The 25,009-nt window shown below is 51.0% G+C and carries 24 protein-coding genes and 1 pseudogene; 10 read left to right on the top strand and 15 right to left on the bottom strand.

What is annotated here, in order from left to right; translation table 11 throughout:
* Positions 1 to 145: 145 nt before the first annotated feature.
* Positions 146 to 529, bottom strand: coding sequence for a cytochrome b562 (cybC, locus tag BM191_RS03835; RefSeq protein WP_092875340.1), 384 nt, complete (start codon positions 527 to 529; stop codon positions 146 to 148).
* A gap of 90 nt (positions 530 to 619) precedes the next feature.
* Positions 620 to 1,960: a metalloprotease PmbA gene (pmbA, locus tag BM191_RS03830; RefSeq protein ID WP_092875338.1), complete on the bottom strand. Its 1,341-nt coding sequence runs from the start codon at positions 1,958 to 1,960 to the stop codon at positions 620 to 622.
* Positions 1,961 to 2,073: 113 nt separating this feature from the next.
* On the opposite strand from pmbA, the gene yjgA reads away from it, so the two are divergent.
* Positions 2,074 to 2,619 carry a ribosome biogenesis factor YjgA gene (gene yjgA, locus BM191_RS03825; protein WP_092875336.1) on the top strand — a complete coding sequence of 182 codons (546 nt, stop codon included), beginning with the start codon at positions 2,074 to 2,076 and terminating at the stop codon, positions 2,617 to 2,619.
* A gap of 29 nt (positions 2,620 to 2,648) precedes the next feature.
* On the opposite strand, the gene mpl is transcribed toward yjgA, so the two are convergent.
* Complete coding sequence (mpl, locus tag BM191_RS03820) at positions 2,649 to 4,007, bottom strand: UDP-N-acetylmuramate:L-alanyl-gamma-D-glutamyl-meso-diaminopimelate ligase (RefSeq protein ID WP_092875334.1); 1,359 nt, start codon at positions 4,005 to 4,007, stop codon at positions 2,649 to 2,651.
* Between the two features lie 166 nt (positions 4,008 to 4,173).
* On the opposite strand from mpl, the gene fbp reads away from it, so the two are divergent.
* The 4 genes from fbp (at position 4,174) to BM191_RS03805 (ending at position 6,679) form a co-directional block, all read left to right on the top strand.
* A complete protein-coding gene (gene fbp / locus BM191_RS03815) occupies positions 4,174 to 5,172 on the top strand; it encodes a class 1 fructose-bisphosphatase (RefSeq protein ID WP_092875332.1) in 999 nt (332 codons plus the stop codon).
* A gap of 266 nt (positions 5,173 to 5,438) precedes the next feature.
* Positions 5,439 to 5,582, top strand: coding sequence for a hypothetical protein (locus BM191_RS16720; RefSeq protein WP_177203285.1), 144 nt, complete (start codon positions 5,439 to 5,441; stop codon positions 5,580 to 5,582).
* Between the two features lie 21 nt (positions 5,583 to 5,603).
* Positions 5,604 to 6,134: an inorganic diphosphatase gene (ppa, locus tag BM191_RS03810; RefSeq protein WP_092875330.1), complete on the top strand. Its 531-nt coding sequence runs from the start codon at positions 5,604 to 5,606 to the stop codon at positions 6,132 to 6,134.
* Positions 6,135 to 6,295: 161 nt separating this feature from the next.
* The gene (locus BM191_RS03805) at positions 6,296 to 6,679 is read left to right on the top strand and encodes a lysozyme inhibitor LprI family protein (RefSeq protein WP_092875328.1); all 384 of its coding nucleotides are present in this window, start codon (positions 6,296 to 6,298) and stop codon (positions 6,677 to 6,679) included.
* A gap of 42 nt (positions 6,680 to 6,721) precedes the next feature.
* On the opposite strand, the gene BM191_RS03800 is transcribed toward BM191_RS03805, so the two are convergent.
* From BM191_RS03800 to tamA, 3 genes are read right to left on the bottom strand one after another with little or no spacing between them, the layout of a single operon-like run.
* Positions 6,722 to 7,069 (bottom strand): gamma-glutamylcyclotransferase family protein, encoded by a 348-nt coding sequence (locus BM191_RS03800; RefSeq protein WP_092875326.1) that lies wholly within the window; start codon positions 7,067 to 7,069, stop codon positions 6,722 to 6,724.
* Positions 7,070 to 7,071: 2 nt separating this feature from the next.
* The gene (gene tamB / locus BM191_RS03795) at positions 7,072 to 10,818 is read right to left on the bottom strand and encodes an autotransporter assembly complex protein TamB (protein WP_092875324.1); all 3,747 of its coding nucleotides are present in this window, start codon (positions 10,816 to 10,818) and stop codon (positions 7,072 to 7,074) included.
* Entirely contained in the window at positions 10,815 to 12,521 is a 1,707-nt protein-coding gene (gene tamA, locus BM191_RS03790; RefSeq protein ID WP_177203299.1) for an autotransporter assembly complex protein TamA, read from the bottom strand. The genes tamB and tamA overlap by 4 nt, the downstream gene beginning before the upstream one ends.
* Before the next feature lie 786 nt (positions 12,522 to 13,307).
* On the opposite strand from tamA, the gene BM191_RS03785 reads away from it, so the two are divergent.
* Positions 13,308 to 14,633 (top strand): hemolysin family protein, encoded by a 1,326-nt coding sequence (locus BM191_RS03785; RefSeq protein WP_092876146.1) that lies wholly within the window; start codon positions 13,308 to 13,310, stop codon positions 14,631 to 14,633.
* 184 nt (positions 14,634 to 14,817) lie between these two features.
* Here the strand turns inward: BM191_RS03785 and BM191_RS03780 are convergent, their stop codons facing one another.
* The gene (locus BM191_RS03780; RefSeq protein ID WP_092875320.1) at positions 14,818 to 15,021 is read right to left on the bottom strand and encodes a DUF1107 domain-containing protein; all 204 of its coding nucleotides are present in this window, start codon (positions 15,019 to 15,021) and stop codon (positions 14,818 to 14,820) included.
* A gap of 312 nt (positions 15,022 to 15,333) precedes the next feature.
* Between BM191_RS03780 and BM191_RS03775 the strand changes: the two genes are divergently transcribed.
* A complete protein-coding gene (locus BM191_RS03775; RefSeq protein ID WP_092875318.1) occupies positions 15,334 to 15,894 on the top strand; it encodes a YtfJ family protein in 561 nt (186 codons plus the stop codon).
* A 63-nt stretch (positions 15,895 to 15,957) separates the two neighbouring features.
* Here BM191_RS03775 and cysQ read toward each other — a convergent pair whose 3' ends face one another.
* Positions 15,958 to 16,701, bottom strand: a complete 744-nt coding sequence (cysQ, locus tag BM191_RS03770; protein ID WP_092875316.1) for a 3'(2'),5'-bisphosphate nucleotidase CysQ — start codon at positions 16,699 to 16,701, stop codon at positions 15,958 to 15,960.
* 317 nt (positions 16,702 to 17,018) lie between these two features.
* On the opposite strand from cysQ, the gene BM191_RS03765 reads away from it, so the two are divergent.
* Positions 17,019 to 18,959, top strand: a complete 1,941-nt coding sequence (locus BM191_RS03765) for a bifunctional 2',3'-cyclic-nucleotide 2'-phosphodiesterase/3'-nucleotidase (RefSeq protein WP_092875314.1) — start codon at positions 17,019 to 17,021, stop codon at positions 18,957 to 18,959.
* 43 nt (positions 18,960 to 19,002) lie between these two features.
* Here the strand turns inward: BM191_RS03765 and fklB are convergent, their stop codons facing one another.
* Complete coding sequence (fklB, locus tag BM191_RS03760) at positions 19,003 to 19,623, bottom strand: FKBP-type peptidyl-prolyl cis-trans isomerase (RefSeq protein WP_092876145.1); 621 nt, start codon at positions 19,621 to 19,623, stop codon at positions 19,003 to 19,005.
* A 270-nt stretch (positions 19,624 to 19,893) separates the two neighbouring features.
* Here fklB and BM191_RS03755 point away from each other — a divergent pair, with 270 nt between their 5' ends.
* Positions 19,894 to 20,463, top strand: a complete 570-nt coding sequence (locus BM191_RS03755; protein ID WP_092875312.1) for a LysM-like peptidoglycan-binding domain-containing protein — start codon at positions 19,894 to 19,896, stop codon at positions 20,461 to 20,463.
* A gap of 486 nt (positions 20,464 to 20,949) precedes the next feature.
* Here BM191_RS03755 and rplI read toward each other — a convergent pair whose 3' ends face one another.
* The 5 genes and pseudogenes from rplI to yjfP form a co-directional block, all read right to left on the bottom strand.
* Entirely contained in the window at positions 20,950 to 21,399 is a 450-nt protein-coding gene (gene rplI / locus BM191_RS03750; RefSeq protein WP_092875310.1) for a 50S ribosomal protein L9, read from the bottom strand.
* A 39-nt stretch (positions 21,400 to 21,438) separates the two neighbouring features.
* Positions 21,439 to 21,666, bottom strand: a complete 228-nt coding sequence (rpsR, locus tag BM191_RS03745; protein ID WP_000135199.1) for a 30S ribosomal protein S18 — start codon at positions 21,664 to 21,666, stop codon at positions 21,439 to 21,441.
* Positions 21,667 to 21,670: 4 nt separating this feature from the next.
* Entirely contained in the window at positions 21,671 to 21,988 is a 318-nt protein-coding gene (priB, locus tag BM191_RS03740; RefSeq protein ID WP_092875308.1) for a primosomal replication protein N, read from the bottom strand.
* A gap of 5 nt (positions 21,989 to 21,993) precedes the next feature.
* A complete protein-coding gene (rpsF, locus tag BM191_RS03735) occupies positions 21,994 to 22,389 on the bottom strand; it encodes a 30S ribosomal protein S6 (RefSeq protein ID WP_078000828.1) in 396 nt (131 codons plus the stop codon).
* A 294-nt stretch (positions 22,390 to 22,683) separates the two neighbouring features.
* Positions 22,684 to 23,434: pseudogene (gene yjfP / locus BM191_RS03730) on the bottom strand (esterase).
* Between the two features lie 194 nt (positions 23,435 to 23,628).
* Between yjfP and bsmA the strand changes: the two are divergent.
* Entirely contained in the window at positions 23,629 to 23,988 is a 360-nt protein-coding gene (gene bsmA / locus BM191_RS03725) for a biofilm peroxide resistance protein BsmA (RefSeq protein WP_092875306.1), read from the top strand.
* Positions 23,989 to 24,264: 276 nt separating this feature from the next.
* Here the strand turns inward: bsmA and rlmB are convergent, their stop codons facing one another.
* A complete protein-coding gene (gene rlmB / locus BM191_RS03720; RefSeq protein WP_092875304.1) occupies positions 24,265 to 25,002 on the bottom strand; it encodes a 23S rRNA (guanosine(2251)-2'-O)-methyltransferase RlmB in 738 nt (245 codons plus the stop codon).
* Positions 25,003 to 25,009 lie beyond the last annotated feature (7 nt).

The following is a 25,009-nucleotide window of genomic DNA, read 5'->3' as shown; positions in this document are numbered from 1 at the left end:
AGAGCAACTTATCCGAATTAATAATCCAGCCCAGCGGCATCCGACCTGAGTAAGGACATGACGAGACAAATCATCATACAGCGGATACAGAAACGGTCATGAATAGCAGAAAGGATAGTGGGCGGCGTACCGCCCGAAAGAGCGATTAGCGGAACTTTTTATGGCTTTCGTTGCGAGTCTGCTCAAAGTTTTCAGATTCAGCTTTAGCACCGGCCACATCGCCCGCGTTAACTTTTTTTAGGCTGACATCAATCTGGCTAATCAGCTTATCCAGATGTGCGCGATAATCCTTTATCTGAGCGCTGTCTTTAGCTTTACCGTCAAGCCTCTCAGGCGCCTGATCTTTAGCGTCCTGCGCGGCCTGGCGCATGGCAGTCAATGCCTGCCTCAGCTCACCGGCATCGCGAGTTTTCTTCACCGTTGAAAGGCTATCCTTCATGATATCCATCTCTTTTCCAAGATCGGCCAGCGCAGAAGTACTGGTAAACAGCAGAGAGGCACTCAACATGGCAATCACAGGCTTACGCATAAAATTATCCTTTTAATTTATAAGTCAGAACAACAAGGGCGACCCACAGGCCGCCCCTCTAATCTTATAACGAGTTCAGCTAAAGAGCAGTTATTGCCCGGCGATCTTCATCTCCGGCAGCAGCACCGAGCCGCACTGAATATTGCTGCGGGTTTCAATGTCATCGCCGATGGTAACGATATTTCGCCACATATCTTTCAGATTCCCGGCAATGGTGATTTCACTCACCGGATATTGTATTTCGCCGTTCTCCACCCAGAATCCCGCAGCGCCGCGGGAATAGTCCCCAGTGATACTGCTTACGCCCTGTCCCATCAGCTCGGTAACCACCAACCCTTTGCCCATTCTTTTTAGCAGGGCATCAAAATTTTCACCCTGACCGGCGATGCGCCAGTTATGGATACCACCGGCATGGCCCGTGCTGATCAAGCCCAGCTTACGCGCTGAATAGGAAGTTAACAGCCAGGTTTGCAGGATACCGCCTTCAACAATATTACGTCGCTGGGTACGAACTCCCTCGCTGTCGAAAGGGGTTGAAGCCAGCCCCTTTAGCAGGTGAGGCTGCTCTTCAATTGTCAACCACTCCGGTAAAATTTGCTGTCCGAGTTCGTCAAGCAGGAAGGTCGCTTTACGGTAAACGCTGCTGCCGCTGATTGCGCCAACAAGGTGGCCAAACAGCCCGGTCGCTACCTCAGCAGCAAAGATAACCGGCGCTTTCATCGTCGCCAGCTTATGCGGTCCCAGTCGCGAAAGCGTACGACGCGCACATTCGGCACCGACCCATTCGGGTGATTTCAGATCCGCAATCGCACGACCGACGGTGTAGGCATAATCGCGCTCCATATCACCATTTTGTGCGGCGATAACACAGCTGGAAAGCGAGTGACGACTTGAGGCATAACCCTGCAACATACCCTGGCTGTTACCAAAAACTTTAACACCTACGTGGCTGTTAAAACTGCCGCCCTCGGTGTTGCTGATACGCTTATCGGCCTGCAAGGCAGCCTGCTCGGCCTCGGCAGCAAAAGCAATTGCTTTATCCGGGTCAATGTCCCACGGATGGAACAGATCCAGATCCGGCGCGTCATAAGCCAGCAGCTGCGGATCGGCCGGGCCGGAAAAAAGATCTTCCGAGGTGTAGCGAGCGATATCAATCGCTGCTTGCACCGTGCGCTGGATCGCCTCCGGCGCTAAGTCGGTAGATGAGGCGCTCCCCTTACGATTCTGGTGATAAACCGTAATACCGAGCGCACCATCGCTATTGAATTCAACATTTTCAACCTCGCCATAGCGGGTACTGACGCCGATGCCCGTGCTTTTGGTCACCGCAACTTCCGCAGCGTCAGTATGAGGTTTCGCAAATTCCAGGGCCTGAGCGACCGCCTGTTCCAGAATTTTACGTTGTTCTGTAACTTGTGTGAGTACTTTCATCGGCCTGCCATATAATGAAATGGAATCTTCATGCCGAGTCTAACAGAGTCAGAGAACAATTTCGCAGTAGCGCACTAACCTGTTAGCATGTGCCTCTTTTTAGGGAGCCGAAAATGAGTAAACAGCCTGAAGAATGGCTCGACATGCTACCGGATGACGACCATGAAAATGACGAAGACGAAATCATCTGGGTCAGCAAAAGTGAAATTAAACGCGACGCCGAGGAGCTAAAACATCTCGGCGTTGAAATGATTGAGCTGGGTAAAAACAGCCTGGAAAAACTCCCGCTGGACGAAGAGCTACGCGCAGCCATCGGGCTGGCACAGCGCATCAAAAAAGAAGGCCGTCGCCGCCAGGTACAGCTAATTGGTAAAATGCTGCGCCAGCGCGATGTTGAACCCATCCGCCAGGCACTGGATAAACTGAAAAACCGTCATAATCAGCAGGTCGCGCTGTTCCATAAGCTGGAAGCACTGCGCGATCGGTTGATTGAGCAAGGTGACGATGCAATGCTGGAAGTGCTGACACTCTACCCTGACGCTGATCGCCAGCAGCTACGCGCACTGATCCGCAACGCACAGAAAGAGAAAAGCACTAACAAACCGCTAAAAGCGGCACGGCAAATTTTCCAGTATTTACGCGAGCTGGCAGAGGCCTGACAGGTCGGGCGGAACACCGCCCGACCTGACTAGTTTGCCAGACGCTCCAGCAGCTTCTGGTGAATACCGCCAAAGCCGCCGTTACTCATCACCAGAATACTGTCTCCCGGCTGTGCGGTTTTGACTATCATCTCGACCAGCGTATTGACGTCGGCACTCCAATGGGCCGGCTGAACGCAGGTTTCAGCAATCTCTGAAACCTGCCAGGGAATATGGTGTGGCTGGAACAAAAATACCTCATCAGCACGCCCGAGCGAAGGTGCAAGATCGTCTTTGCTGACGCCCATTTTCATCGTGTTCGAGCGAGGCTCCAGCACCGCCAGAATACGAGCTGTTCCGCCAACTTTACTTCGCAACGCCGCCAGCGTAGCAAGGATTGCTGTGGGGTGATGGGCGAAATCATCGTAAACCTTGATGTCATTAACGCTGCCCCGTAGCTCAAGACGACGACGGGCGTTGATGAAGCTACCCAGCGCTTTACCCGCATCTTCCGGTTTAACGCCTAGGTGGCGGGCAGCCGCTATCGCCATCAGTCCATTATGCATATTATGCTCACCGACCAGATCCCAGCTCACCTGAGTGACACTCTCGCCATCCAGTTTTACCTGCCAGACCGAAGCGTCCGGCGTTAGCTTTTCGGCCTGCCAATGACCCTGATCGCCGCCGACCATTTCCTGCTCGCTCCAGCAGCCCATAGCAATGACCTGCCGGATATTAGCGTCATTTTCCGGCAGCAGAATGCGTCCCTGACCCGGCACAATGCGGACCAGATGATGGAACTGCTTTTGAATCGCTTTTAGATCCTCAAAAATATCCGCGTGGTCGAACTCCAGATTATTCAGGATCAACGTACGCGGACAGTAATGCACAAATTTGGAACGCTTATCAAAAAAAGCGCTGTCGTACTCATCGGCCTCGATAACGAAGAAAGGACTTTTTCCTAAGGTGGCCGACACCTCGAAATTCCCCGGCACCCCACCGATGATAAAACCCGGCTCGTAACCACAGGCCTGTAAAATCCAGGCGGCCATACCCGCTGTCGTGGTTTTACCATGCGTTCCCGCGACCGCCAGCACCCAACGATCGCGCAGTACGAAGTCATGCAACCACTGGGGTCCGGACATATACGGAATATTACGCTCCAGTACCGCTTCAACGCAGGGGTTACCACGCGTCATCGCGTTGCCGATGATAACCAGATCCGGCACGGGATCGAGCTGGCTTGCCTCGTAGCCCTGGATCAAATCAATGCCTTGCTTTTTCAGCAGTGTGCTCATGGGAGGATAGACATTTGCATCTGAGCCGACCACATCGTGGCCCAGCGCTCGCGCCAGCAACGCCAGCCCCCCCATGAAGGTGCCGCAGATACCCAGTATATGAATACGCATAGATGATCCATTCCAAAATTAAGTACGCGCACAGTGTAGCGCCCCCATGACAATCAAGAAACGAATTTAGCCTATGGCCTTTACCCTTCAATCCGCTAAACTGGCTGGGCATGTCAGAAGCATATTGTAAATGCTGCCCCTCAAACGTAGATTCAGGGATTGTGTTATGAAAACGTTAGGCGAATTTATCGTCGAGAAGCAACACGACTTTCCGCACGCCACCGGCGAACTCACGGCTTTGATTTCCGCGATTAAGCTGGGCGCCAAAATCATCCACCGTGATATTAATAAAGCGGGACTGGTTGATATTCTTGGCACCAACGGCGAGGAAAACATTCAGGGCGAACAGCAAATGAAGCTGGATCTGTTTGCGAATGAGAAGCTCAAAGCTGCGTTAAAAGCGCGTGGGATCGTCGCTGGCATTGCCTCAGAAGAAGAGGATGAGATTGTCATTTTTGAAGGCGTTGAAAACGGCAAGTACGTGGTGCTGATGGACCCACTGGACGGCTCCTCCAATATCGATGTTAACGTCTCTGTAGGCACAATCTTTTCCATCTATCGCCGGATTACGCCACCGGGTACGCCGGTGACTAAAGAGGACTTCCTGCAGCCTGGCAGTGCCCAGGTCGCCGCAGGATATGTCGTTTATGGCTCCTCAACCATGCTGGTCTATACGACCGGCTGCGGCGTACATGCCTTTACCTACGATCCGTCTCTTGGCGTTTTTTGCCTTAGCCAGGAGCAAATGCGCTTTCCAACGAAGGGTAAAACCTACTCAATCAACGAAGGCAACTATATTCGCTTCCCACAAGGCGTGAAAAAATATCTTAAATTCTGTCAGGAAGAGGACAAAAGCACCGATCGTCCCTATACCACGCGCTATATCGGTTCACTGGTCGCAGATTTTCATCGCAATCTGTTAAAAGGTGGCATTTATCTTTATCCCAGCACCGCCAACCATCCAACCGGTAAGCTACGTCTACTGTACGAATGTAACCCGATGGCATTTTTGGCAGAACAAGCGGGGGGAAAAGCCAGCGACGGCCTGCATCGTGTACTGGACTTGCAGCCAAAGGAGCTGCATGAGCGCTGCCCGTTCTTTGTTGGAAACCAGCACATGGTTGATGACGTCGAACGTTTCCTGCGTGAGTTTCCTGAACCTTAAGCTCTTACCGGTACGGGCTTAGCCCTTACCGGATTTATTCCCATTAGCGAACAGCGGGCCGCAGAACTGCGCAGTAACAGGCGAAAAAGCGCATAATTTGTCACCTCAAACCCATGCCTTGCTCGCCGCCGCGAGCCGTTTCAACTAACGCATCCAGAGCCAAAATTTTAGCCTGAAAAGGCCGCTTCCGATAACACCGGAGGGGATGCGGCAAACCTTCATCATCCTGCCCCTGTACGCCAGAGAGCCACACAGCATGGCGTTTGATGGCAGACAAAAAATCACCGCCTGCTCAGCAGAAGAAGCAGCGTGGCGTTGACGAGCAAAGACTCTTGATATGGCGCAACCTGAAAGCGCAAAAAGGGGGGATACTTTCATTATTGGTTAGCTATAATGAGCGTCACTTTTGAGACTGCGTAAAGGAATTTATCATGAGTTTGAATCAGGTACCTGCGGGTAAAGACCTGCCAGAAGATATCTATGTGGTTATTGAAATCCCGGCAAACGCGGATCCTATCAAATATGAAGTAGATAAAGCGTCTGGCGCCCTGTTCGTTGACCGTTTCATGTCGACGGCGATGTTTTATCCTTGCAACTATGGCTATATCAACCACACACTCTCTCTGGATGGCGATCCGGTTGACGTTCTGGTACCAACGCCATACCCGCTACAGCCGGGCTCAGTGATCCGCTGCCGCCCGGTTGGTGTGTTAAAAATGACCGATGAATCTGGTGAGGATGCCAAGCTGGTCGCCGTTCCACACACCAAGCTTTCCAAAGAGTACGATCACATAAAAGACGTTAACGATCTGCCGGAACTGCTGCGTGCGCAGATCACTCATTTCTTCGAGCATTACAAAGACCTGGAAAAAGGTAAATGGGTCAAAGTTGATGGCTGGGATAACGCTGAAGCAGCAAAAGCGGAAATTGTTGCGTCTTTTGAACGTGCGGCGAAAAAATAAGTCGGTCTGATTAGCAGAATGCTGCGCCGTGGCGCGGCATTTTTTTTTTGCCTCACGCCTGATCCACACTTCTGGCAAAGCAGATCGAGTCACGGCATCTCCGTTTATAATAATCAGGCACTCTTCTGCCAAATCTTTTTGTTGAACCTGAGAGACTGATCATGCAAAAACTGATTGTTGCTTCACTGTTAATTATACCTACGGCACAGGCGCTGGCGGTGGACTGCACGAAGGCCACCACTCAGGCAGAGATGAATCAATGCGCGAATGCGGACTATAAAAACGCGGATAGCGAACTCAATTTAATTTATAAACACGTTCTTAAATCAACATCCGGTGAGCATAAAAGCCTGTTGCAGGCGGCGCAGAGAAAATGGATTGAATATCGTAATGCCGACTGTCAATTCCAGACATTCAAATCGAAGAGCGGAACGGTCTGGCCGATGAATTTCTCGACCTGTCTGGAAAATAAAACGCGGCAGCGAACCAAAGAGCTGAAAGAGATGCTCAGCTGCCCTGAGGGCGATGTCAGTTGCCCGCTTTAAAACCGGTATAGCTGGAGAGCGACTTTAGGCAGTGAAGCCCGGTTAACTCTCTTTATCGCGCTGCAACCAGTCGCCGCTGACAATACGCTTACGCCCTGCCATCGAATGCTGGTAAACATAAAGCCATGCCGAACCGTAAGGCGTCGATGTCAGTTCGCGTTTATACTCGCCACCTTTACTACGCAGCGCATCAAGCTCAGCCAGCATTGTCGCATCGATACGATACACTTCGCAGTAAACCTTACCCATTCCTTTAATAACCCCTGGATAGTGGCCCAAACTGTAAAGCTCATAACCATCGATAACGTGATCGCCGAGCCATTGCCCGTTAGTCATCCAGTGGCTGTTCCCCTGCTCACGCCGTAAACTACCGTAGACAATAATTCGCATCGCTAGAACTCAAACTGATAGAGCACATCAAGAGCCTGGCCGAGGCCAGAGACCGCTTCCAGATAAAGTTTAGGCATCAGCCGATATCGTAATGTCAGCGTTGCCAGAGAATCAAATATGCCAACACCGTATTTAACCTGCAAGCCCGGAAGTACATAACCACTTACCTGGACCTGCTGACTATTGCCGGCACCAGTGGTATCCAGCGCCAGGTTGCTGACGCCAAATGTTTCACCGATTTTACCCATAACCTGCCCACTCTGGGCGATTCCTAATCCGATCAGCGCGGAAGTAACCGCGCTGTCACCGCCGCTGCTGTCCAGTCCCTGACCGCGCAGAAGATAAGAAAGTGCCTCTTGTTGAGACATTGCTGGGTCCGAGAAAACGTCGACTTTGGGTTGAGCGGCAGGTCCGGTTACCCGCAGTCCAGCAGTCACATCGTTTTCGGTAGCCTCCGGATTACGGATAGCTTCAATATTAAGGTATGGCTGATCGGGCGGCCCGGCAAACTGCAGTTCGCCTTTGCGAATAATTAAATCCTGGCCGTAAGCATGGAAGCGCCCTTGCGGAATATTGATCTGACCGTTAAGACCAAGCCCCTGCTGATCCTGCACCAGCTTCAGGTCACCGTTGAGCCTCGCCTTCAGTCCGAAAGCATCAAGGCGTACATCTTCACCGACGTGGATCACCAGGTTGCTGTTAATCGGAATTGAGGTCGTTTTTGGCGCAATCGGCTGCAAATTTTTATTCAGCATCACCTCATCGGGTGAAACGCCTACAGCACTTGGTGGTAAATCCTGCACGCTAATCCGCGCCCAAGGGATATCCACCTTGCCATTCAGATTGAGTAAATCAGGCGTTGCTTCAAAAACAAGGTCCGGTGACACATCCATTCGCACCATAGGCGGTACGGTTACGCGGATCCTGTCACCTTTTGCCGCCACGCTCGCGCGCCAGGCGTTGAGGTTGCTCCAGTCGGCATTGCCGTTAAGACTTAACTGTCCCTTAGCCGTGCGCAGCACCCCCTCAAGTGTCGAGCTCATGCCGTTGAGCTGCAGGTTGAGATCGGCAGCTTGCAAGTCTACAGGCATAAAGCTGGCATCCAACCGCCCATCCCGAAGGCCCAACTGACCAAACACCTGTGGACGCTGAAGATCTCCCCCCAGCCTCAGCTGGCTATTAAGGGCGCCGCTGACCGACTCTCCCTGCATCAACGCCGGATTGAACATCGTCAGCGACAAATTCTTTATGTTGATGTTGCCCGCAAGATTACGTCTACCCAGCGGATCATCAATCTGCACGTTGCCATCCAGCTGACCATTTTTAGCAATACGAATAAGCCAGTCCAGACTGGCGTGGTTATGGTGCAAACCGGCGTTCAGATTCAGAGTATCAAACGCTATCGGCAGTACATTACCCTGCACATTCTGAGTAATCTTAACGCCACTACCCTGCAGCGAAACTTGACCGTCCGGTAGCCCACCATTAGGCTTCCAGCTAACTTCCGCGTTGCCATTGAACACCCCAGAAAGTTGGGTGTCATCGGTCATAAAAGGTTTCAGCATGGCCAGATCGAAACGCTTCAGATCGATACGGGCATGGCCAGAAGGACCCACCTCAATAGTTTGCGGCACACAAAGTTCGGCGTCAGGGTTCTGCCAGCAGTGCGGTCCAATGCTTATCGTCCGCTGCTTGTTGAGATAGTTCAGGCCGACCGCCCGCGTCAGACGCCATTCTCCCACAGGGGTGTCAAAGTGGGTGTTGTTCAGTGTGCCAGTCCAGCGTTCTGCGGCGCGATCGAAGCTGCCATTAAGCGCCAGCTGACCGGAGACCGGTTTTCCTTTTATCTTTAGCGTCAACTGATGCTGTTTTTCACTGCCTTCAGCGTTGAGCGTCAAAGCACGGATATCCAGGGCATTCTGCTTGATCTGCTCAACCTGCAGCGCCAGCTTGCCATGTATGTGATCGCTGGACGTGACATCGCCATTAAGATCGACGCGGGCAATTTGCAATTGCTGCCAGCGCAGATTACGGGCTATCAGATTCGCCAACAGCTGTGGTTTATTCAGATCGCCACGCACCTTAATGCTGCCCTCGGCCATGCCGCCAAGACCCGGTAACGCATTATCCAGCCGCGGGGCATCAATGGTCGCATCCAGCGTCAGCTTATCTCTAAGCGATCCTTTAACATCTATGTGGTTAGGTCCCAGCGCAATATTAACGCCAGGAATGTCCCATTGATTGTAGCTGTTGCCGTAAAGGGAACCTTGCACCTCCACCGCGTTTTGCCGTACGTTGCCATTAAGGGCCAGTTCCGGCACGCGAACCTGCCAGCTTCCGCCGTACAGGCTGCCACGCGTGGTTATTTTCCCATCGAGTCTGGCGGGCCAGTCAGGATATTGCTTCGCCGTGTTAATGCCCTGAAGCTTAAGTTCGCTACGCCAACTGATGGACTTACTCCAGTCGACCAACGCGTTAAGATCGATATTCCCCTGCAAGGCAGCAATGTTCAGCGTATTCAGATTAAATTGGTTCAGATTGCCTTTACCATTCACATTGACGATCGCTGGCGGAATAGCGCTGCCGCTTATAGAGGCTTTAAGCGTCGTTTTGTAATCAGTGGCCTTGCCAGCAAGATTAAAAGCAAGATTATCAACCTGGTATTGCGTCTTACCCTTCAGCGGCCAGCGCAGTTGTGGACTATCGACCTTCAGCATTATGGGCAACCCGGGGGTTGCCAGCTCCGTCTGGCCTTTTAACTGAACGTTCAGAGCGCCGGACAGGTTAAGCGCCAGTTTCAGCTGTTTACGCATTGCACCATTCAGCGTCATATTGAGTTTTTCACCCTTTAGCGGGTCGACGTTAGCCGTACCGTTCAGGGTCATATCCAGCGGCCAGTCACCGCTCAGCTCGGCCTGACCGCTGGCACTAACCAGGCCCAGAGACGAATCTACGGTCAGCGTAGTCAACTGCAGATGGCGATCGCTGGTACGTGCTTTAACCATTAGCCGGTAAATCGTCAGGTCACTTCCCCCGGTCACGCGCAGCTGCTCGCCCAGTATTTGCGGCACGTTAATATCTAACGGTAAACGAAAATCGGGCAGACCGGGCAGCAACGGTTCGCTAAACAGCGCATTCAGCTGCTCACCCAGCGGTGCTTCAGGTTTTTTGGGCGTGGCGGGCGGTAATGGCGCGTTTTTCGGCAACGCCACCAGCAAGCCCTCGATATGAGTAGGCAGTAGCGTCAGGGAGCGCGCTTTCCAGGTCATGCCGGAACTAAAGTCCGCCAGTGAAATCGCCGTATCATCCATTTTGACGTTAACATTGCGTAGCGCCAGCCGGGTCAGAGTTATCGGCCAGGGCGTACTAATTTCATCAGAGCTAGCCTGCTGTTGTTCCGTTGCCGGTGCTGCCGATGGCAGTTTTTTGCTGTCAATCGTTACGCCAACGTCGCTCAACGATAAATCATTGACACAAAATGCGCTGTGTTTCAGGCAGCTCAGGTTCACTGCCAGATGAAAACGACCAACGCGTACCGATATCCCAGGCATGTCATAACGCAAATGGCTAAGGGTCAGATCGCGCCATCCTCCCTCAACCTTCTGGATTGCAAGGCCGGGAACCCAGCGATTGGCAGCATTGAACAGCATATGCAGCCCAAGTGTCGTGCCAATCAAAAACGCGACGCTGCCCAGCAGCAACGTTAGCAAAATCACCATCCCGATCAGGGCCTTTTTCCACCAACTCATAGCTCAGGCCCCAAACCAATATAAAATTGCCAGTTGTGATTATTATCATTGCCGACAGGCCGGGCGATATCGAGCTTTATGGGTCCCACCGGAGACTGCCAGCGCACGCCGAACCCAGCGCCAGTTTTGAAATCACTCTGTTTGATATCATTTACGGCTTCACCGGAGTCGATAAATACCGCCCCCCACCATTTGCCAGTCACGTTATATTGATATTCAAAGGAGCCGGTAGCAAGTTTAGAAGCACCGGTAAGTTTGCCATCCGAGTCTCGCGGTGAAATGCCCTGGTATTTATAACCCCGAATACTGTTATCGCCCCCCGCAAAGAAACGCAGGTCCGGCGGCACCTTGTCGAAGTCATTGGTTTCTATCCAGCCGAGGTTACCGCGTACCACAAAGCGACTCCTCTCACCGAGAGAGCGGATCCATACGTTTGAAGCCTGTAATACGAGGAAGTTAATATCCGAACCCCAGCCGGTGTTTGAAACATCGACAGAGTACCGCTGAGAATCCCCCCAGGTTGGCATCAACCCACCGCGTGAGCGGATGCGGTTTACACTGACACCAGGATAAATCAGCATGGTGGTATTGGTGACGTTCGCCTGGGTAAAGTGATCGAGACTCCAGCGCAGATTGACAGCCCGCTGCCAACCACTTGACGCCTCCCAGAAGCGCGAAGCGGCCAGCGTAGACGAATCAGCACGCGTATCGTTCAGGTCGGTCCGCTTAACCCCGCCCTGAAGCAGATAGTATTGTTCCAGCGGGCTTTTCAGTAATGGAATTTTGTAGCTAAAGTCCAGCTGCTGTTCTGGCGCTGAAATATAAGCACTGGTGGTAAAACTGTGGCCAAAAGAGTTAACCCAAGGCCGCTTCCACGTTGCTTTCAACCTTGGCCCGACGTCGGTTGAGTAACCTACCCCTGCCTCGATAGAGTTTTCGGTGCGGGGTGTGAGAACGCCATCAAGTGGCAATATTTTGCTCTGGCGCGATGTTTTAAAATCAGGGGCGACGACCACTGAATTAAACCAGCCGGTTGCCGAAAGCCTGCGGTTCAACTCGGCAAGGGTTGCGGAATTGTAATAGTCGCCTTTATGGAAGGGTATCAGGTTTTGCAAATAGCGGTTATCAATCTGCGAGCCTTCAAAGGTTACATCGCCAAAGCGATAGCGCTGACCACTGTCATAATCGATATCCCAGAAGGCTTCTTCCCGCGGAACCGATACGCCCAGCTCGCTCTTGAGGTATCTGGCATCAAAATAACCTTCTGTTAGCGATAAGTTGTTAAGTGAGGATTTAAAATTGTCGTAAGTACCATGATTAAGAATTGTACCTATTTTGGGCTTCCCCGTGCGGAGCAGCTTCTGGAAAGCTTCATCTTGGCGAGCGCCACCGCGCAAAATAACCGTCGTCCCGGCTATGCGAACCGGCGTGCCAGGCTTAACCCTGGCGTAAAGAACCTGCCGCTTGCCGCCTGGCGGCGGAGGGCTTAGCTGAAAACTAATTTCAGGCTCGTAGTAGCCCAGTGCTTTCAGCCCCTGCCTGATTGCCTCACTGACACGAGCGCGAAATCGGCCATCTGCCGATATCTCATCATTCCCGATGGTAGACAGGCGCGCCCTGACGTTCTTTTCTAATTCTCCGGATAGCCCTTCAACCTTCAAACGCACAGTCGCCGCCTGTACAGTGGAGACTGCTGTCAGCATCAGACAGCACAGGCAATACACATAAGTTCGTGGCACGCTTACTCCTGTTATCGACGCCAGCCCCGTTCGGGGATAAATCTTTTATTTACTCGCAAGTTACAGCGGCGCGCGGCAACAAAAGCTGCCTCTACAAAGGATAACTTAAATCTCAGTGATTGAGACAATATCCCGTGATGCTATCACGTTAAATTTTGGTCTCTATTGTGGTCAAAGTGAATGCATGACACAACCTGTGCGAGTTAATTCTTAACATCAGAATGTTGGTGTAACGCCTGATATTGATAAACTCCGCCAGAGCACTAATGAAACGCAATACGCCAATGCCGGGATCAACACGTAGTCACCGATCACAGAATGAGATACCCTCCGGTAACAGGGCTACCGCACGGCTGTCGATGGGATGCTTTTAGGGCGTTGAATAACTATTCTGGCAGCTGATAGCCTATCATGGGGCTGACGACAACTGGGCTATCACAGCAAAATTCGTTCCAGAGAGGCTATTTTATCACTCCGAGGTATCATCAGCAGTATCTTGCATCTAATCTCTGAGGGATAGGGTGGGCTGGCAGGCAGTGTAATTGGTTTACCGCCGCAATTGTAAGGCGTCTCAGGCAAGGCTATAATCTGCACACGAGCCGTCATGGCGGCCCGTAAACCCTTTCTGCCCGACGACAAACGCTCGTCGTAATGGTGCAGACGTTTTTGGCGCGGATAGCTCAGACTCCCGAAGATCAACTTCACGTTGCCCAGGCCAAAGATGACAAGTTTATAAATTATGGAATGAATATGTTAGATAGCTTTCTTGTCATACTGATATTGATTGTCGTAAGTGCCTTTTTCTCACTTTCAGAAATTTCGCTGGCCGCTGCACGTAAAATCAAGCTCAAACTGCTGGCCGATGAAGGCAATATTAACGCCCAGCGGGTATTGAAAATGCAGGAAACACCCGGCACTTTTTTTACCGTGGTGCAGATAGGCCTCAATGCGGTGGCGATACTCGGTGGTATCGTTGGCGACGCAGCATTCTCCCCGGCGTTTCGCTCACTATTTATCCAGATCGTGTCTCCGGAGCTGGCGCAACAACTCAGTTTTATCTGCTCTTTTGTGCTGGTAACCAGCCTATTTATTCTGCTGGCCGACCTGACGCCTAAACGTATCGGTATGATTTCACCTGAAGCCATCGCGCTGAAAATTATTAATCCAATGCGCTTTTGCCTGTTGATTTTCAGCCCTATGGTCTGGTTCTTTAACGGACTGGCGAATATGATTTTTCGCCTGTTCAAAATCCCTATGGTGCGTAAAGATGATATCACCTCTGATGACATCTACGCTGTGGTGGAAGCTGGCGCACTGGCTGGCGTTTTGCGCAAACAGGAACATGAGCTGATCGAAAACGTATTTGAACTTGAATCGCGCACCGTCCCCTCATCGATGACCTCACGTGAAAATATTATCTGGTTCGATTTACACGAAGATGAGTCCAGTCTCAAAGACAAAATCGCCGCCTATCCCCATTCAAAGTTCCTGGTTTGCAACGGAAATATTGATAACGTTGTTGGCTATGTTGACTCCAAGGAACTACTTTTACGGGTTCTCAGCAGCCAGAGTCTGACACTCAACAGCGGCGTACAGATCCGCAATGCGCTAATCGTACCGGATACGCTGACGCTATCCGAAGCGCTGGAGAGTTTTAAAACAGCCGGTGAGGATTTCGCCGTCATCATGAACGAATATGCGCTGGTCGTCGGCATTATTACGCTCAACGATGTGATGACTACGCTGATGGGGGATTTAGTCGGCCAGGGGATGGAAGAGCAGATAGTTACGCGTGACGAAAATTCATGGCTCATCGAGGGCGGTACGCCGATTGATGATGTTATGCGCGTATTGGATATTGACGAATTTCCTCAGTCAGGCAATTACGAAACCATTGGAGGTTTCATGATGTTCATGCTGCGCAAGATCCCCAAACGCACCGATTTCGTGAAGCTACATGGTTACAAGTTCGAGGTAGTCGATATTGACAGCTACCGTATCGATCAACTGTTAGTTACCAGGCTAAACCCCCGCGCAGTCGCCGGCACGGCGCTGCCAAAGGTGATGGAAGAGTAAAATACCGCTCGACTATTTACACTCCGCCACTTCTTACGCGAATCGGGCATGCGGTATCCTGCCGGTCTTTCTTCAAAAAAAGTGAAGTAGGTACTTCATGTATTCCGGGCGTAATGCCCGGAATACGGATCGAGTGATGCGCGGAAGTATGAAGTATATAAATTTAAATCAGAGAATCTTAACGTTAATACTCCAGCTGTAACCGTAATACCTGACGATTGATCTCCGACATTGCTGACAAGTGCAGCTTGTCCCTGACGCGCGGGATAAGGATCTTACCTTTATCAAACTCAAAAGCCCCGACGTTATGGATGTACAGGCGGCCACGGAACAACGTTTTCACATATTTAGCAATTTGAAGCGGATTATATGTCTTAAAAATTTTCATTATGCCTTATTCCTGATTCAAGCCCGCTCCGGCGTAGCCAATTTGGTACGCACCCTGGAGGCGAAAGCAGCATAACTATAGAACACGAATAACTTTCAATGTTCCGGAAAACCATTAATTTTACTGTTTTTACATTTCATTACCGATGAATCTCTCGCGAGGCACCGAACAGGCAGTATAGACCGAAGTGGTATTGCAAAATTGTGCTAATTACCGCAAAGCAAACAAGTCGACGCGACAGATCGCCTATTCACGTTTATTATTGCATCAGTACAAACATCTGGTCTGATCACTTTGTGAAAGGGGGATATAATGAAGATTAGCTACTTAGGGGCCTTGCTGCTCTCACTAATCCTGCCCTCCACGGCCCTTGCTCACAATTTTGTTCAACATCAGCGCGTTCCTGATATTGGCATTAATGATAAAGGCGAGCTGATACTCACTGCCGATAAATTCAGTTACCAGAACTGGAACAGTGCCCGGCTGCCCGGGAAAGTGCGGGTCATCCAGCACATTGCCGGTCGATCTTCATCAAAGGAGATGAATGCTGCGCTAATTGAGTCTATAAAAGCAGCAAAATTGCCGCACGCTCGCTACCAGACGACCACTATCGTCAATACCGATGATGCCATTCCCGGTACCGCCATGTTTGTGCGTAGCAACATTGAAAGCAATAAAAAGCTGTATCCCTGGTCGCAGTTTATTGTCGATAGCAATGGCATAGCTAAGAAAGCCTGGCAGCTTCAAAGCGACGGTTCAGCTATCGTGGTGCTTGATAAACAGGGACGGGTCCGCTTTGCGAAAGACGGCACTCTGACGCTGGACGAAACACATCAAGTGATAACGTTAGTGAAATTCCTACTTAAAGAATAAACGGGCAGCTCAGGGAAAGATGGGCCGTAGAAGGCCCATTGAGGCAAGGGAGGCGACCTTAAATTAAAACAGCGAAACGCGAAAGCCCGGATTAAGAAACGACTCACGTGGCGTATAGTCCAGGGTTTGCCCTGTCCAGTCGTGAACGTGTGCACCCGCTGCAACGGCAACAGCGTGACCCGCGCCGGTATCCCAGATATTGGTCGGTCCGAAACGGGGATAAAGCTGAGCTTTACCTTCTGCGACAAGGCAAAACTTCAGCGAGGAGCCAACAGAAATAGTCTGATGTTCGCCAAGCTGTTTAAGATACTCGCTTAACTCATGATCCTCGCGATGCGAACGACTGACGACCACTAAAGGCGGAATGGCGTCACAAACTCGAATCTGGACGCGGCACCCGTTTTGATCCTTCCAGGCTTTGCCCTTCTCTGCCAGATACATCACGCCTGTGGCCGGTACATAGACAACGCCCATCACCGGTTTACCCGCCTCAATCAGCGCGATATTTACAGTAAACTCACCGTTGCGTTTAATAAATTCTTTCGTACCATCCAGGGGATCGACCAGCCAGTATTGCTGCCAGTGCTGGCGTACTTTCCAGGCAGGTGGCGCTTCTTCAGATAAGACCGGTATATCAGGCGTCAGCGCGTTCAGCCCTGTAAGAATCACCCGGTGCGCTGCAATATCAGCTGTGGTGACCGGCGAGTCATCAGACTTTTGGCTGATCTTCATCGGCGTATGACTTTGATAGACCGCCATAATGGCATGGCCCGCTTTGTGTACCAGCTGGCAAATCTGTTCTAACATGTTCCACCTCGTTGATGTTGCATTTCCAGCATCCTTACCGGCTACAATACGCGAATATCTATGATATTAGCATTCCATGCTGCTCATACCGGGATCACATCAGATGATGACGGTAACTCTTTATATTTGTTTTATTGACACAACCACCTTCAAACCCTAAGAAAAAACGCCGTCTGAATGACAGTAGATTCGCCTCAATTCACACATAAGTCGTGGAAAACTCACGATCACCTTCACAGTTCATAATAATAAACGTAACAATTTCACTATATTTTGCGATGTTTATTGCATATTGAAAACCACCATGAGATAGCCTGATGCTTAGACAAGGAGTAACGCTAGCCGCGCTGGTAATGAGCACAGCCCTTCATGCTGCAACGGTCAATTTTCGCATTCTGGAAACCACCGATCTGCATAGCAATATGATGGACTTTGACTATTACAAAGATAAAGGCAGCGAAAAGTTTGGTTTGGTTCGTACTGCAACGCTGATCGAACAGGCGCGTAAGCAGGCGACCAATAGCGTACTGGTAGATAACGGCGATATTATCCAGGGCAGCCCACTGGGTGATTACGTGGCGGCAAAAGGATTGAAGCACGGAGAAACGCACCCCGTTTATAAGGCGCTAAATATGCTGAATTATAACGTTGGTAATCTCGGTAATCATGAATTCAACTACGGTCTGGATTTTTTGCAAAAAGCGATTGCTGGCGCACGCTTTCCCTATATCAACGCCAACATTATCGACGTGCATAGCAACAAGCCGAAGTTCACACCCTATCTGATTGAAACACTCAACGTTAAAGACTTGCAGGGAGAGCGACATACGCTGAAAGTGGGTTATATTGGTTTTGTACCACCACAGATTATGGTGTGGGATAGAACCAACCTGCAAGGCCAGGTCACGGTCAACGACATTACGGAAACGGCAAAAGAATGGGTACCCAAAATGCGTGCGGCCGGCGCGGATATCGTGATCGCTATTGCTCACTCAGGATTATCAAGCGACCCGTGGCACGCCCTTGCAGAGAATTCTGTTTACTATCTTAGCAAGGTGCCAGGCATTGATGCCATCATGTTCGGCCATGCACATAAGGTGTTCCCCGGTAAAGAGTTTGCCGAAATTGAGGGCGCTGATATTGTTAAGGGTACGTTGAATGGCGTGCCTGCTGTTATGCCTGGCATGTGGGGCGATCACCTCGGCGTGATTGATTTGGTCCTCGAGCTTAAAGACGGAAAGTGGCAAGTCACTTCCGGTAAAGCACAGGCGCGTCCGATATATGATCCGATAGCAAAAAAATCGCTGGCAGCAGAAGATCCGGCGCTGGTAAAAGTGATGGCTGATGATCATAACGCTACGCGTAAATTTGTCAGCCAGCCACTTGGCAAGTCATCGGGCGTGATGTATAGCTACCTGGCATTGGTTCAGGACGATCCGACGGTGCAGATTGTCAACAATGCCCAGCGCGATTACGTTAAACACGCTATTCAAGGCGATCCAGACTTGGAAAAATATCCGGTTCTCTCTGCCGCCGCACCATTTAAAGCCGGGGGCCGCAAAAACGATCCTGCTGGTTATGTCGAAGTAGAAAAAGGGGTGATGACATTCCGCAACGCGGCCGACCTTTACCTCTACCCAAATACCCTGGTGGCATTAAAAGTTAGCGGCCGCGAACTGAAGGAGTGGCTGGAATGCACAGCAGTACAGTTTAACCGCATTGATCCGGATAGTATTCAGCCCCAATCACTGATCAACTGGCAATTCCCCACTTACAATTTTGATGTTATTGACGGCGTAAATTATCAAATCGATGTCACGCAACCTGCTCGCTACGACAGCCAGTGCAAGTTGGTTAATGCCAGTGCATCACGCATAAAAAAACTTACCTGGGGAGGTAAAGCGGTAGATCCTGATCAGGTTTTTCTCGTAGCAACCAATAACTATCGCGCCTGGGGAGGTCAATTTGCTGGAACCGGCGATACACATGTGGCTTTTTCATCACCCGACGAGAATCGCGCAGTGCTCGTCGGTTATATTCGCGAACAGACGAAGTTACATGGTGAAGTAAAACCTCAGGCGGATGGTAACTGGCGACTGGCCCCTGTTCACAGCAATACGCATCTGGACGTGCGCGTTGAGACGTCACCCAGCGATAAAGCCAGTGCATTTATCAAAAATCATGCACTCTATCCAATGGAGCGACTGCAAAACGATGAGACAGGTTTTGCGATCTATCGCCTTAACCTGCAAAAATAGTGGCTAACGGGCGACAGATATGACGCCCGTTATTACGTCAATCTTAGAGGATTTCCAGCAGCTCGACGTCAAAAATCAACGTGCTGAACGGCGGAATAGAAGCACCGGCACCCCGCTCACCATAGGCAAGATTATGCGGGATAACCAGCTGCCATTTAGAACCCACTGGCATCAGCGTCAGGGCTTCAATCCAGCCAGCGATCACACCACTAACCGGAAACTCTGCCGGCTCACCACGGGCCACCGAGCTGTCAAATACGCTGCCGTCGATCAACTTGCCAGTGTAGTGAACGCGAACGCGGTCCTGACGTGAAGGGATGGGGCCGTCACCCTGGGTGATAACGCTAAACTGCAGGCCAGACTCAGTGCTACTGACACCTTCGCGCTTGATGTTCTCCTCAAGGAATTTCTGCCCGTCTTCTGCCATCGCCTGCTGATGTTCACGGCGTAGTGCATCAGCACGCTCATGAACCTCACGCAATGCCCGATGGACCACATCGACAGGCACCGCTGGCGTATTACCTTCAAGTGCATCACTCAAACCGGCCAGCAGCGCTTCCGGTTGTAGCCCCTGTAATCCTGACTCAAGCAGTTGCTGTCCTACCTGTAAGCCTATACCGTAGCTTGCCTGTGCTTCTGTGCTGTCAAAAGATGGGGTTGTCATGAATTTGCCTTTATCAATAATCGAATCGAAGGCGAAGCATAACAGCGCACGGGTGAGCCGTAAAATCTCAGCGATGATAGATGACATTTAGCAGAGAAAAGCAAACAATATTATCCTGGAATCGAATATGTCGACTATCCAGCTTAGAGGTTAACGTAAGATGTATAATCCAGCGATGGTAAACACGTCGGCCGTCATTCTTATTTAAACGGTTGCGTAAAGCGGGAATATCATAGATATGCGCGTGAACAACGCCAACAGGAGGACGCAATGCCCTGCAAAGGTCTGATCGAAATACTTCACCGACTGTGGTTACTGCCTGCCGAGTTGCGTTGGATGGATCCGCTGCCGCTGGTCCATCGGCGTGGCATTATTGCCAGCGTAGCACTGGTGTTAGTGGTTTTTCTCTGGCCGTCGCCTGCACCGCGTGATCAGATCACAACGCCGACATACCATTTTTCACGACAAACTGGCAATGCAGTGCTACAAGCCAATATCGTTGATAACGATAAGCAACAGCAGTCAGAAAATACTAATAATCAGACACAACTAAACATGCCGCCTGAAAGTAATCAACAGGGAAGCTGGCATGATTACACGATTGCTAAAGGGCAGACTCTGGCGCAGCTCTTTCGCGATAACAATATGCAAATCAGTGATGTGTTCGCAATGGCACGAGTCGAAGGCAATGGAAAGCCGTTGAGTAACCTGCAACAAGGCCAGACCGTAAAAGTGCGGGTCGATGCTCAGGGCGTAGTTACCGGGCTAACCGTTGAAGGCAGTAACGGTCCGGTACTCTTTACCCGTCAGCCAGACGGCAGCTTTATCCGCGTTGAATAGGCCCTATCCCAGCTGGCCGGCGGTGACTCCGCCAGGCCAGCTCGAAGGTCATCACTCCGGCCAACAACACCCCACTACCCGACTAACCCTTTTTAGTCAACTGCGGGCCAGATAAAACCCAGCCTGCTGCCACAGTAGCGTCGATATCAAAACCGTCCAAGATAACATAAGCCACAGACTGCCCGCCCCCCTTTTTTTACCGCCTTCAAAAGCGGCCAGTCCCCATCAACCGACGGCACGACAGGTGCCGTGCACCAATGAATCTGACCCAACCGACAACATCATTCACGCCGGAGTAAGCCAAAATACAGTAATTACAATACCTGGTTCGTCAATTAGCGTGAAGGGATGAAACCTGGCACCTGACAGCATGGAAATGGCTAAATGAAAGAGATCAAAACATTATCGTAAGGATACCGAAGATCGGTACGATCAAAAAACGCCGGCGTAAGCCAGCGTTTTCCACATTACCGTGTAAGCAAATACTTACTCGGCAACTACATTCACAGTCAGCTTTGCAAAAACGTCGCTGTGTACATGGAAGCTTATTTCGTGCTCACCAGTGTTACGCAGAACGCCTTGAGGCAGGCGAACTTCACTCTTCGCCACTTCAACGCCAGCGGCAGTCACAGCATCAGCGATGTCGCGAGCACCGATAGAGCCAAACAGTTTACCTTCGTCACCCGCTTTAGAAGCGATGGTCACGGTGCCCAGTGCGTTGATTTTTTCGGCGCGGGCGTTGGCAGAAGCCAGCGTTTCAGCTTGTTTAGCTTCCAGTTCAGCACGACGAGTTTCAAAGAACTCGACATTTTTCTTGGTTGCCGGAACAGCTTTACCCTGCGGTACCAGATAGTTACGAGCATAGCCCGCTTTAACATTTACCTGATCGCCGAGGCTGCCCAGGTTTGCTACTTTATCAAGCAGAATAACTTGCATTACCTTATCCTCTTAAAGTCGTTAATGGACAGCAACCGATTACTGATGACGATCAGTGTACGGCAGCAGAGACAGGTAACGCGCGCGCTTGATAGCACGAGCCAGCTGACGCTGGTATTTAGCGCGAGTACCGGTAATACGGCTCGGTACAATCTTACCGCTTTCGGTGATGTAGTTTTTCAGCGTAGCGATATCTTTATAGTCGATCTCTTGAACGCCTTCCGCTGTAAAACGGCAGAACTTGCGACGACGGAAATAACGTGCCATTTGGCTAGTCTCCAGAATCTATCAATTCAATCTGCTCGGCATGCAGTACTAATTTATTCAGGCCATTGCTTCCCTGATGGGTGCTAAGAAAACCTGAAACAGTAAGCTGCGTACCGACCGTTATACTGTGAGTAATGGCCTGATGAGCGCTACCGCTAATAACAACGGGCATTCTGCACCATGCCTGCCGGTTAAAACCGGCTTCCACCTGCATTGAGCGGTGCTCAAGCACCAGCTGGCAATGTGGAATCCCTGACGGGCTGACTTTACGAACCGGTGTCTTGCAAACGATGCCTGACAGCTGCAGTTGGTTAGTCGCCACGGGAATTACTCTTCAGAATCCCCAGCATCTGCATCATCAGAGGTTTCATTAGCGAAGTCTTCGCGACGCTCACGGCGCTCGTCTTTCGCTTTCACCATCGGAGATGCTTCAGTTACCGCGTGTTTAACGCGCATAATCATGCTGCGGATAACGGCGTCGTTGAAACGGAAGTTGTTTTCCAGCTCGTCGATAACTTCCTGCGGAGCTTCAACGTTCAGCAGAACGTAATGTGCTTTGTGCAGTTTGTTAATCGGATAAGCCAGCTGACGGCGACCCCAGTCCTCAAGACGATGGATCGTGCCCTGTGCACCGGTAATAGCACCCGTGTAGCGCTCGATCATGCCAGGAACCTGTTCGCTCTGGTCAGGATGAACCATAAATACGATTTCGTAATGACGCATCAAATTTGCTCCTTACGGATTATTCAGCCTCCTGTCAGGGTCAGTCGCGGCCCATGGAAGCAAGGAACGTTGTAGGCGATGTCCGGGCACTTTTTATAATGGCAAGCAGCCCGACGGCACAACCTGTAAATGCGACTGAAAAATTGACGCGTAATCATACTGACATGGCTAGATAAACTCAAGGCCAAAAAGCCATATTCCGTCGTATTTCTGCGGCAGGCAGGCACAAGGATTAACCAGATTTACAGTTGTTACCCCTGAAGGGGGCGTTTCAGTGAGGCTACATTATTACCATCAGAGATGGTGGTTGAAGAATGCGATGAAAGCAGCAAGCGCTGGCGGTGTGATGCGATGCCCAACCCCACGCTCAATCAGCCAGGTCAGGTTACTATCCAGATCGGCTTCACACAGGGCTTTTTTTAGCCTGATGCTCTCCGCCACGGGAACGACGCCATCCGCATCACCATGCCAGACAAACAGAGGTCTGTCCGCCAGCCTCTCCAGTTGATGACCTACGTCGTACTCCGCCAGCGGTGCCATAATTTGCCCGAAGCGTTTTTTTTTCCTGCAGCGAACGTACAGTAAGTGGCGGAAAAAGCTGATGACTTAAAGACATAAAATAACCTGATCCCATCATACTGGCCGCACAGCGCAGGAAAGGATAACGCGCCAGCGCTGCCAGTGCGGTCATTCCGCCGTGTGAAGCGCCGCCAATAGCTATTCGCCCCCGGTCGATGAGGCCTCGATCATCCAGCGCCTGGACCAAGCCCGGCACTTCATCAATATTATTTTTCAGGATCGACCAAAAATTTTTCACCCGCGACTGGGTATCACCGTTGTAACGACTGCCATGCATTTGCGCATCCGGCACCAAAGCGCGAAAACCAACCTGTGCCAGCGCGACGGCAAAATAGGCGTAAACCTCTTTTGATGAAGTGAAACCATGCCAGAAAAGCACCGTGGGTAGCGCAGTCAGCTGCTTTTGCGCAGGCGTAGCGTGCAGACACTCAATGCCAGCAAAATTCTCTACGTTGAGTTCAATCATGTAATTTCTCAGCGAAAATTAAGCGTAGACTCACAACACGACTCTGTTCAATTATCACCATCAGCTTTTTCACCGCACAGCTTTGTCATCATTTTTATCAAAACTCAAAAAATTCTGATCCTCCTGGCAGGATCAATATTTGCCAAATAAACTAACGTAAACGGATTACTATCCGGAGCACAGAGAATAACATTATGCGCGTTACGCTTTTTTGTCTGCTCCTTTTGCTGAGTGGTTGTAGCGTTTTTACTACCACGCCACTAACGCCACCACCGCCTACCCACCATACGCAGGAGATCTCCAAAGCGCAGCGTTTTAACCTACCTGAGCTTGGCACCTACAATGTGGCGATCCCCGGCTCGCCGGACGATGCGCTGCGCGCAATTAAAAAACGGGCAAATGCAGTTCACGCTACCTATTACCTGGTTCTGGCTCTTGGCGAAACTCTGCAGCCAGGCTTCTGGTACGCCACGGCGACATTTTACGGGCTACCCGGATCGCCGGCATCGGACTCAGGTGCGTTTAAACCAGCGACGACAAATCGTCCCCTATAATGCCTGGCTGTTATGCCACCGATTACGCGCAGCCCATGTATTAACAGCGGCCTGGTTGAAGGGCAACTTACGATATCCAACCGTTCCCCTGAAGAGTAAAACGCAGAAATCCAGGCAGATTGACGTTCGCCAACCATCCCTGCATTTATGATTTCATACTGACGGTCAGTTGTCCGACTGACGCTGGCAATGATTAAGTTAAGTGTAGCTGTCGAAAACTCATGGGGAGAAGATAAGGCGGCCCGTTGAAGCAGCATGCCCGACGGGCGGGAAGAGCTAGCGACTATTACGCTGACGAAGCGCCTCGAAAAGGCAAACACCTGTCGCGACTGACACATTAAGCGATGAGACACTTCCAACCATTGGAATACGAATCAACGCATCGCAATGCTCGCGCGTAAGACGGCGCATGCCCTCACCTTCTGCACCCATGACCAATGCCAGCGGGCCGATCATTTCGCTCTGATAAAGGTCATGGATAGCTTCGCCAGCGGTGCCAACGATCCAGATATTTGCCTCCTGCAGCAAGCGCATCGTTCTGGCCAGATTAGTCACACGAATTAACGGCACATGCTCAGCCGCACCGCTAGCAACTTTTTTTGCCGTGGCATTCAGCTGTGCCGATCGATCTTTCGGCACGATCACCGCATGTACGCCAGCTGCGTCGGCGCTACGCAGGCAGGCACCCAGGTTATGGGGATCCGTAACGCCATCAAGGATCAATAAAAATGGCGTATCCAGCGAGGCGATCAGGTCCGGTAGATCGCCTTCCTGATACTGACGCCCTGGTTTTACCCGCGCGACTATCCCCTGATGAACCGCGCCTTCGGCTTTTTTATCCAACCACTGGCGATTAGCCAGCTGCGCGACGATCCCCTCGGCCTCAAGCGCGGAAATTAGCGGTTGCAGGCGACGATCATCGCGGCCTTTCAATACAAAAACTTCCTGAAAACGCTGAGGATCACGATCTAGCAGCGCCTGAACGGCATGAATACCAAAAATTATTTCACTCATTTCTATC

This window comes from Izhakiella capsodis (assembly GCF_900115045.1).
Taxonomy (GTDB): Bacteria; Pseudomonadota; Gammaproteobacteria; order Enterobacterales; family Enterobacteriaceae; genus Izhakiella; species Izhakiella capsodis.
This window is presented reverse-complemented; position numbering and strand designations above follow the sequence as displayed.